At 72.3% G+C, this 3,016-nt stretch carries 2 protein-coding genes; one reads left to right on the top strand and one right to left on the bottom strand.

Translation table 11 applies throughout. The features are described 5' to 3' along the window. The first annotated feature begins 245 nt into the window (after positions 1–245). The gene (locus CCS38_RS29875) at positions 246–1,208 is read left to right on the top strand and encodes a bifunctional riboflavin kinase/FAD synthetase (protein WP_223736458.1); all 963 of its coding nucleotides are present in this window, start codon (positions 246–248) and stop codon (positions 1,206–1,208) included. Positions 1,209–1,278: 70 nt separating this feature from the next. Here CCS38_RS29875 and CCS38_RS29880 read toward each other — a convergent pair. After that, the coding region (locus tag CCS38_RS29880; RefSeq protein ID WP_223736459.1) for a MinD/ParA family ATP-binding protein at positions 1,279–3,016 on the bottom strand (1,738 nt) is incomplete at its 5' end.

Consider the following 3,016-nt stretch of genomic DNA (forward strand, 5'->3'; position numbering starts at 1 on the left):
ACCCGCCCCATGGCGCACGGCGCCGTCCGCACGCCCTCCCAGGGCGCCCCGCATCCGGCCTGACCCGTGTCGGCATCCCTCCGCGCACCCGGCCCCGCCTGCGCTCATCGGCCGCTCCCCGCGCGGACGACCGAGGTGAGCCCACCCTTCGCGCGAACCACACCCCCAGGCATGGCAGTCTTAGACCTGCGCAATGCCGTATCGGTGTAGTGAACAGACAAGAGTTCGGGCAAGGAGCGGGCACAGTGCAGCGCTGGCGTGGCTTGGAGGACATCCCCGAGGGCTGGGGGCGCAGCGTCGTCACCATCGGCTCCTACGACGGCGTACACCGCGGACATCAGCTGATCCTCGGCAAGGCCGTGGCGCGCGCCCGGGAGCTGGGCGTGCCGGCCGTGGCGGTCACCTTCGACCCGCACCCCAGCGAGGTCGTCCGGCCCGGCACGCATCCGCCGCTGCTCGCGCCGCACCACCGGCGGGCCGAGCTGATGGCCGAACTGGGCGTGGACGCCGTGCTGATCCTCCCCTTCACCAAGGAGTTCTCGAAGCTGGCACCCGCCGACTTCGTCGTGAAGGTACTGGTGGACAAGTTGCACGCCCGGCTCGTCGTGGAAGGCCCCAACTTCCGCTTCGGGCACAAGGCGGCGGGCAACGTCGAGACGCTGGCCGAGCTCGGCCGGACGTACGACTACGACGTCGAGGTCGTCGACCTCTTCGAGCGCGGCGAGGCGGGCGACGGCGAGCCGTTCTCCTCCACGCTCACCCGCCGCCTGGTCGCGGCCGGTGACATGGCCGGCGCCGCCGAGGTGCTCGGCCGTCCGCACCGCGTCGAGGGCGTCGTCGTACGCGGCGCCCAGCGCGGCCGCGAACTGGGCTTCCCCACCGCCAACGTGGAGACGCTGCCGCACACGGCCATCCCCGCCGACGGTGTGTACGCGGGCCATCTGCACGTCGAGGGCGAGGCGATGCCCGCCGCGATCTCGGTCGGCACGAACCCGCAGTTCGACGGCAAGGTCCGCACCGTCGAGGCGTACGCCATCGACCGCGTCGGGCTCGACCTGTACGGCCTGCACGTCGCCGTCGACTTCGTCGCGTACATCCGCGGCCAGGAGAAGTACGACACCCTGGACGCGCTGATGGAGCGGATGGCCATCGATGTGAAGCAGGCTCGCGCGCTGGTCAGCCAGGAAGGCCCGTCGAGCGGCTCCTGAGACGTCTTGAACGAGTGAACCCCCTTGCACCGCAAGGGGGTTCACTCATGTGCGCACTACCGCGCCGCTCCTACTGCTGCGGGGGCTGCTGCTGCGGGGGGTGCTGCCACCCCGGCTGCGGTCCGGGCTGCCCCGGCTGCCCCGGCTGAGCGGGCTGCTGGGGGTAGCCGTAGCCGTACTGGCCGCCGGGCTGCGGCTGTTGCTGCTGCGGGTACCCCTGCGGGGGCTGTCCCTGCGGGGGTTGCCCCTGCGGAGGCTGCTGCTGCCAGCCCGGCTGCGGGCCGGGCTGTCCGGGCTGACCGGGCTGACCGGGCTGGCCGGGGTACTGCCCCGGCTGTCCGGGCTGGCCGGGCTGTCCGGGGTACTGGCCGGGCTGGGGCTGGCCCGGGACCTGCTGGCCGGGAACCTGCTGGCCCGGGACCTGCTGGTAACCGCCCGGCATCGGCGGTGCGGCGTTCGGCGGCTGGTGGCCGCCGTTCTCCTGCTGCGTCCACAGCCCCTGTGCCGACTGCGCCCGCGCGAAGTCCTCCGCGACCATCGCCGAGAGGTTGAAGTACGCCTCGCGCGTCTTCGGCCGCATCATGTCGAGGTCGACCTCGGCGCCCGCCGACAGGTGCTCGTCGAACGGCACGACGACCACGCCGCGGCAGCGCGTCTCGAAGTGCGACACGATGTCCTCGACCTTGATCATCTTGCCGGTCTCGCGCACCCCGGAGATGACCGTGATGCTGCGTGAGACGAGGTCGGCGTAGCCGTGCGCCGAGAGCCAGTCCAGCGTCGTACTGGCGCTGCTCGCACCGTCCACCGACGGCGTCGAGATGATGATGAGCTGGTCCGCGAGGTCCAGCACACCGCGCATCGCGCTGTACAGGAGGCCCGTACCGGAGTCCGTCAGGATGATCGGGTACTGCTGGCCCAGGATGTCGATGACGCGGCGGTAGTCCTCGTCGTTGAACGTCGTGGAGACGGCCGGGTCGACGTCGTTGGCGAGGATCTCCAGGCCGGACGGCGCCTGCGAGGTGAACCGCCGGATGTCCATGTAGTTGTTGAGGTACGGGATCGCGGTCACCAGGTCGCGAATGGTCGCACCGGTCTCCCGGCGCACGCGGCGCCCGAGCGTGCCGGCGTCCGGGTTCGCGTCGATCGCGATGACCTTGTCCTGCCGCTCCGTCGCCAGCGTCGCGCCGAGCGCGGTGGTCGTCGTGGTCTTGCCCACGCCGCCCTTGAGGCTGATCACCGCGATGCGGTAGCAGGAGAGCACCGGCGTACGGATCAGGTCCAGCTTGCGCTGGCGCTCGGCCTCCTCCTTCTTGCCGCCGAGCTTGAACCGCGAATTGCCCTGCTGGTTGCTCCGTGCCTTCTGCTTGCCCTTGATCAGCCGCTCGGAGGACAGCTCGACGGCAGCGGTGTACCCGAGGGGCGCACCGGCCGGGCCCTGTACGCCCTGCTGCGGGCCGGGCTGCCCGGCCGCCTGCCCGGACCAGGCACCGGCCCCGGGGTCGGGGCTCTGCGCGGCGGGGTAGCCCTGAGGACCGGGCTGCTGGGGCTGAGGGGGCTGCTGGCCGTGCGGCTGGGGCTGCTGGCCGTGCGGCGGCTGACCGGGCGCACCGGGGTGACCACCGGGCTGACCGTACGGGTGCGGCTGCGCGCCGGGCTGGCCGTTCGGTTGTCCGGGTGCGGCGGGCTGCTGGGGGTAGCCGTAAGCGCCCTGGGGAGCGGCCTGGCCACCGGGGGTACCGGGCTGCTGGGGGTAGCCGTAAGCGCCCTGAGGGGCGGCCGGGCCACCGGGGGTACCAGCTGCACCGGGG

Source organism: Streptomyces purpurogeneiscleroticus (genome assembly GCF_020024005.1).
Classification (GTDB): Bacteria; Actinomycetota; Actinomycetes; order Streptomycetales; family Streptomycetaceae; genus Streptomyces; species Streptomyces purpurogeneiscleroticus.